At 34.9% G+C, this 6576-nt stretch carries 5 protein-coding genes and 1 riboswitch; of the genes, 1 reads left to right on the top strand and 4 read right to left on the bottom strand.

All coding sequences use genetic code 11. The features are described 5' to 3' along the window. Nucleotides 1-76: 76 nt before the first annotated feature. The 3 genes from BFA01S_RS20400 to BFA01S_RS20390 form a co-directional block, all read right to left on the bottom strand. Nucleotides 77-508, bottom strand: coding sequence for a nucleoside deaminase (locus BFA01S_RS20400; protein WP_082800108.1), 432 nt, complete (start codon nt 506-508; stop codon nt 77-79). A gap of 194 nt (nt 509-702) precedes the next feature. Beyond that, complete coding sequence (locus BFA01S_RS20395; RefSeq protein ID WP_066235284.1) at nt 703-1086, bottom strand: IDEAL domain-containing protein; 384 nt, start codon at nt 1084-1086, stop codon at nt 703-705. Nucleotides 1087-1233: 147 nt separating this feature from the next. Continuing rightward, nucleotides 1234-2694 (bottom strand): amino acid permease, encoded by a 1461-nt coding sequence (locus BFA01S_RS20390; RefSeq protein WP_066235282.1) that lies wholly within the window; start codon nt 2692-2694, stop codon nt 1234-1236. Nucleotides 2695-2833: 139 nt separating this feature from the next. Then, nucleotides 2834-3016: riboswitch (Lysine riboswitch) on the bottom strand. Nucleotides 3017-3404: 388 nt separating this feature from the next. Between BFA01S_RS20390 and BFA01S_RS20385 the strand changes: the two genes are divergently transcribed. Beyond that, on the top strand, nt 3405-4136 hold the full coding sequence (locus BFA01S_RS20385) for a hypothetical protein (protein WP_066235280.1): 732 nt from the start codon (nt 3405-3407) through the stop codon (nt 4134-4136). A gap of 73 nt (nt 4137-4209) precedes the next feature. On the opposite strand, the gene BFA01S_RS20380 is transcribed toward BFA01S_RS20385, so the two are convergent. Further along, nucleotides 4210-6378 carry a bifunctional diguanylate cyclase/phosphodiesterase gene (locus BFA01S_RS20380; RefSeq protein WP_066235277.1) on the bottom strand — a complete coding sequence of 723 codons (2169 nt, stop codon included), beginning with the start codon at nt 6376-6378 and terminating at the stop codon, nt 4210-4212. Nucleotides 6379-6576 lie beyond the last annotated feature (198 nt).

The raw sequence follows: 6576 nt of genomic DNA, 5'->3' as shown, positions 1-6576 counted from the left end.
TTACTGCCCGTTAAGGCTGGGATAAAAAACAAAAGAGAACTTAGAAAATATTCCAAGTTCCTAGAATCCAGTGTATTTATCTCTTTAATTTCGTCCATAAGCTAAGCGGTTCTTTTTGTGCACCTTCCATATCTATCCGTTCCGCCACACTCTCATAATCAGCTCTCGGATTAAATCCTGCCTCTGCAGCTTCTTCAAAAGAAGCTGCATAATAAACTTTCTTTATTTCCGCCCATGATATTGCTTCCATACATAAAGGACATGGCTGGCTGCTCGCATAAAGCTCACAGTCTTTTAGCAAATAACTCCCGATTTTTTCACACGCCTTTCGGATCGCTTGAATTTCTGCATGTGCGGTCGGATCATTCGTGGAGAAAATTTCATTCACACCGGTCGCAATTACTTGTCCGTCCTTTACGATAACAGCTCCAAATGGCTGTGCTTTTCCCTCTCTTGTATTTTCTAAAGCTAAGTCAATAGCTGCCTGTAAATATTGTTTTCTAGTTATGTCTCTCCACTCCCTATTTTAAATTTGCTTAATTTTTTATAGTCAATAGAATCATAACAGAAATGGAAAATTTCTAACATTATAACACTTTAAAATCGCTAAGCCTTGTCTATCCTTTTTTCTTATATTAAATCAATCAAGTTTGCAACATCTTATATGTATTATTCATCCATTCCTATTCCTTGCTCCATTTTTCACATTGTATTCAGAATAGTGTTAAATACTCTTAAATCATTCAATTCTTTTGTAAATTTTAAAAATGATACTTTATCATGTTTATCAAGAGATTGATTAATGGAAAATTTCAAATAGTTTATTTTGAGCTCTATATCTAAAACAGAAATAATTTTTTCTTGTTTAACATACATATCTAAATCTTCATTGGCAATATAAAATGAAGATTCATCATTGATAATAATTAAGGAATACCATCCGTTATTATCTACAAATTTACATTCATTCGTCATTTTTATAATATCTTGCTTATTAATTGTTAATAATTCTGCATGAATGCTATCTGGACAAAAGCAATCAATCTGGTGTGCAAATGGCTTCATTACAATGAAATTTTGAGACATCTTTATTCTCCTTTTATTTCTTTTTTTCAATTCTCTTATTAGTTAATATAGGCTAGTAACTTACTAATATCTTAAATGATAACGATTATCATTGTCAATTAATAAAAAATGACACCTGATAAATGTAACAATCAGGTGTCAAATATTTTAATTTTTCTCTTTTTCAAAGTCACATTCTTTTAGCGGAATCAATTTTGTTTTATATTTTATTTTATAACTGAGCCAGACAATAAGAAAAAGAGGTAAACCAATATAAGTCACAATTAATGTATTCCAATCAACTTTATTTTCTAGAAAAGATTCAAAGTTTTGGCCTACTATAATGAAAAGACATAAAAATAATGCAAGTAACGGTCCAATCGGGAACCATTTTGCACGATACGGAAGATCATCCATATCGCCTCCTTGAGCAATATAAGCCCTTCGGAAACGATAGTGGCTAATTGCAATACCAAGCCATGTTACAAATCCCGCCATACCAGAAGCATTTAATAACCATACATAAACGACACCGTCTCCGAAAAAGGTAGTTAAAAATGCAAGAGAGCCGACTAAAGTTGTCGCAATTAATGCATTAACCGGTACCCCTCTTTTATCCAGCTTTCCTAAAAATTTCGGGGCTTTACCGTCGCGTGCCAAATCCCAGAGCATACGAGTCGATGCATACATTCCAGAGTTACCAGCAGAAAGAACAGATGTTAAAATAATTGCATTCATAACAGATGCTGCAAAAGCAAGTCCTGCCCGTTCAAAAATAAGGGTGAACGGACTTACTGCAATTGCATCACTTAACAGACGTTCATCTGTATACGGTAGAACCATACCGATAACAAAAATAGCTAAAATGTAAAAAAGGAGTATTCTCCAAAATACTGAGTTAATCGCATTTGGAATAGATTTTTCAGGGTTTTCACTTTCACCGGCCGCTACTCCGAGCAGTTCCGTTCCTTGGAAGGAGAAACCAGCTGCCATAAACACTCCGAGGATTGCAAAGAATCCTCCATTAAAAGGGGCATCTTCTATCGTAAAGTTTGTAAAACCGATCGATTCACCGCCCATAATACCAAAAATCATGAAAAATCCGGTAACAATAAAGATAATAACTGTTACTACTTTAATAAGGGCGAACCAAAACTCCGCTTCACCAAATCCTTTGACGGATAAATAATTGAAACCAAACATGATTAAAAGGGCAATACCGCTCCAAATAAAGGATGGGCTGTCTGGAAACCAGAATTTCATAATAAGTACGACCGCAGCAAGTTCTGCAGCAATAGTAATTGCCCAGTTATACCAATAATTCCAACCGATCGCAAAACCAAATGCCGGGTCCACAAATTTCGTTGCATATACTTTAAATGAGCCTGCTACCGGCATATAAGCAGCCATCTCCGCAAGACTTGTCATTAAGAAGTAGACCATAATGCCGATAGCTGCATAAGCGACTAATGCCCCTCCCGGTCCTGCTTTATGTATCGCTCCGCCGCTTGCTAAAAATATACCCGTCCCAATTGATCCTCCAAGGGAGATCATGATAAGGTGGCGTGCCTTTAATTTTCTTTTTAATTGATTTTGATCAGACTCTACTGATCGGGATGTGTTTTCCAATTTTTACACTCCTTCTTCTAAAATAAATCTTCTATATGATTAAGGATTTTACCCGTTTTTATCTGTAATAAATATTAAGACAAATAAAAAACAGCCATCGAAAAAGATCGACGGCTGTTTTATAAGCTCGTTTAATCCTTCCGAAGATAGTTCTCCACGTTGTAAAAAAAACGTGACAGTAATGTCCCTGTTCGGAAACATTACCAGCATGGATCAACAATGATTTATCCAAACTTCGGCAGCCTATCCTTTCAAATGAAGTCTAAAGCGTCATTGCACCTCGTTCATTTTACTATTATAAACCGCAGCCTCTATCCCATCGGTAAATGGGAGTATTTAATTAATATTAGAAGTATAGTCATTTCTCGTCAAGGTTGCAATGGTTAAATTGCCCTTTTTATTATATTAACATAGAAATACCCTATTAAGAACATACACAGTGAAATTCTTCTTTAATATAATACGTTGAAACTTAATAAAATCAACGAATGATCACAGTGCAAAAAAATATCTTGTTACCAATCAATTTTCTAAGGGAATTTTTCCAAAATAAGAAGATACCTATACGTTATGTAATTTATCGTCAGAAAATTAAAGGGCAGCCGGACGCTGGGCCCATGGACCAAGTGACATAATGGAGGGACAGTCTCTTGTATTTATTGAAACAAAAGAAGAGCAATGACCGTCAAATCAAATAAGGAGGTGATTAATTGGTAAGATTCAATATATCTATCTTATTATTGTTACTTCTATCAGGGTGTCAAACAGGCCCTACAGAAAGTCATACAACCATTGATTGGGTGGATTTCATTAAACTGGAGAACACAGAATATAATGTTGTTTATAACGGTGTAATAGCAGACGAGAAATATATTAGCGAAAAGGTTGGAAAAGTAAATTTTAAAGTGGCAGACAATATTTCCAATCCCGGGTATAAAATCAAAAACGGTGATGCGGCATTCCATGAAAAAGGAACAGAAATTTACAGAGTAAAAGATAAGCAGTATCTAATAGCTGTAAAAGAACCTCATGAAATTAATGAATACCGCATTTATTTCGCAAGAGATAAAATGGAGGACGAGTGGTATTTTAAAAATATACCGATGGAAAAAGTAAAGAGAGTAGAAATTTACCATACTACTCTTTCTGGAGAGAATAAAAAGATAAAAGAATTAACAAGCTTGGAAGAGATAAATCAGCTTCTTCATATTTTAAAGAAGAGCGAAAATAAACCAGATTTCCAACCTAATATGAGAAATGGAGACCCCGAACATTATGAAATAGTCTTCTATACCGACGATCCAATTGCCCATAAATACAGCATGCAATTTGATGGGACAACGTTTTACTGGTATCCATGGGAGGCAGCTGTTTTATCAAATGATATTTCAAATTTCATTAACAAAAATAATAAAATGGGCAGAAGGTTGCCTCTCGACTAATATATAGATCAAGCAAAACTTAAATTTTTTGATCTATATATTAGCGGGACAACCTTCCCAGCATCTTAAATAATTAATCCTCTATCAGTCTATCATTATGTACAAATTCAATTGCAATTTCAGGCAATACCGGCTTACTAATGAAATACCCCTGTATCCTGTGAGCACCCATTTTTTTCAAAAGAGTGAGCTGTTCAATCGTTTCCACACCTTCCATTACAGTCTTTAATTGAAGACCGTTTGCAATATCAATAATTCCTTTCAAAATCGTATGTGATACACCGCCATCGCTCTCCACCTCTTTTACGAAGGTACGGTCGACTTTTAAATATTGGATCGGCAGCATTTTCAATATAGATAAGGAAGAATAGCCCGTTCCAAAATCATCAAGCGCTATTTGGATACCGAGATCATTAAGGGATAATAATGTCTGTGTCGCGAGCTCTATATTTTGAATAACCATTGACTCGGTAATTTCAAATACGAGCATTTCCGGACGCACATTAGTCTCACGTATAATAGAGCATACATCATGTAAAAAATTCGGATGTAAAAGCTGTTTCACTGAAACATTTAATGTAACTACAATATCTTTATATCCTTCATTCTCCCAATGCTTCACCTGGAGTGCAACTTCCCTAATTAACCATCGTCCGACTGCAATAATAGAATCATTTTCTTCTAATAAAGAAATAAACTTTACTGGACCTACCTCTCCCAAGATCGGTGACTTCCATCGAAGCAATGTTTCAAAACTGACAACTGATTCAGAAGAAAAACCGTAAATAGGCTGATAAACTAAATAGAATTCTCCCTTCTCAAGCGCACTGTTCAAATTATTCACTAAAAGTCTCTGATTTTCATTTAAAGCCGCTAATTGTTCAGTAAAGTAGACAAACTGATGTCCACCCTTCTTTTTTGCCTCTTGGACTGCAAAAGTGGCATCTTGCATCATAATATCTACTTGATCTTTATTCGTAGAGGAACGCACTCCAACACTTGAGGTAATCCAAATAGATCCTTCTCCACTTACCTGAAGGGGATTTTCCATCATTCTCACAATCTCAGAAGCAATCTCTTTTTCTTCCTGTTCTGATTTAGAATTAGCTATAAAGACAAATTCATCTCCGCCTATTCTGTACAGATAGTCTTTATCGGCAAATTGCTTCAGCTTCCTGCTTACCGCAAATAAAATCTGGTCTCCTGCCTGATAGCCAATTCTTTCATTAATCTCCTTAAAGCGGTCTAAGTCAATAAAGTAAAGAGTCATTTTATGTCCTGCTTGAAGCTTCAATGCTAAATCTTCCTCGAGCTGTACTCTATTACCTAAACCTGTGAGTAAATCTCGTTTTCTCATATTCTTTTCTCTTTTTTCCAGCTGACGTACATAGAAGAGCACAATAAAAATTACTAAAAGCGCAACGGCTACAAACAATGTATTTCTCCAAAAAGTATCAGAAATCGTTCCAGTATCAGGATTGGACCCTGAGTCAACAACAACTACCCAATCATCCCACGCGTGTTCATACATAATATAATGTTCCAATTTTTTATCAATCAATATGCTGCCATTGTCATTATTACTTATTTCATTTAACAGGCTTTCTACATCTGGAACAATTTCTTGAAAGCTCTTATCTTTTGATGGTGAAAAAACTACTTCATCATCCTTTAATAAAAATACACTACCAGGTAAACTCGTTTCCGCAAAAAGCTCCCCTATTATATCTTCCATATTAACTACACCGGAAAGCACTCCGATGATTTCTCCATTTTTTCTAACAGGTACAGAAATCGCTGTCACTTTCTTCGTTGAATCTTGATGTAGAGTAAATATATCACTAAACATTACTTCACCATTAAGCGCTCGTTCGAAAGACTCCTTTTCCTTTACCGGAAACTGCTGACCATCTGAGGCGGTTATTTCTCCTTCCGGGTTAATAAAACCAAGACCGGTAAAAAACGGCATTTTACTATTCTGTTTATGTAAAAATTGAACAAGCTCTTCTTCATTATGTACAGATAAAACTATATATTCCGCCATCAATTCAAGCTCTACTATACGCTCGTTTGAAAATCTCTTTGCTTCAGCCGAAAAATTCGAAAGAAGCTCTTTCGTTTCTCTTTCTACTGAGGTCAATACATATTTTTTTGTAGATTGATAGTTTGCGATAGTTAATATTACAACACTTGTAAATATAATAATTAATAGACTATAGATTAAAATCCTTCTCTTAATCATAATAACACTTCCATTCAAAGCCTGTTTTCATTAAATAACTTATAATGTATGTTCCTTTTATGAAATAAAAACATTTTACTATTACCTATATTTTAAATTATATCAACATTCTGCCATATCGTATACAGTACTACTTACAGACTATTTATTATTTTTGCAAGATGAATTTCTCTTATAAAGTGAAACTTCCATCAGTGG

Origin of the sequence: Metabacillus fastidiosus NBRC 101226, assembly GCF_001591625.1 — a bacterium.
Classification (GTDB): domain Bacteria; phylum Bacillota; class Bacilli; order Bacillales; family Bacillaceae; genus Metabacillus; species Metabacillus fastidiosus.
The sequence above is the reverse complement of the archived record's forward strand: the minus strand, read 5'-3'. Positions and strand labels throughout refer to the sequence as shown.

What these genes read in the sequence shown, in the direction of transcription:
- BFA01S_RS20395 (WP_066235284.1), bottom strand. Translation starts at nt 1,086, where the DNA reads ATGTCTCAAAATTTCATTGTAATGAAGCCATTTGCACACCAGATTGAT.
- BFA01S_RS20380 (WP_066235277.1), bottom strand. Translation starts at nt 6,378, where the DNA reads ATGATTAAGAGAAGGATTTTAATCTATAGTCTATTAATTATTATATTT.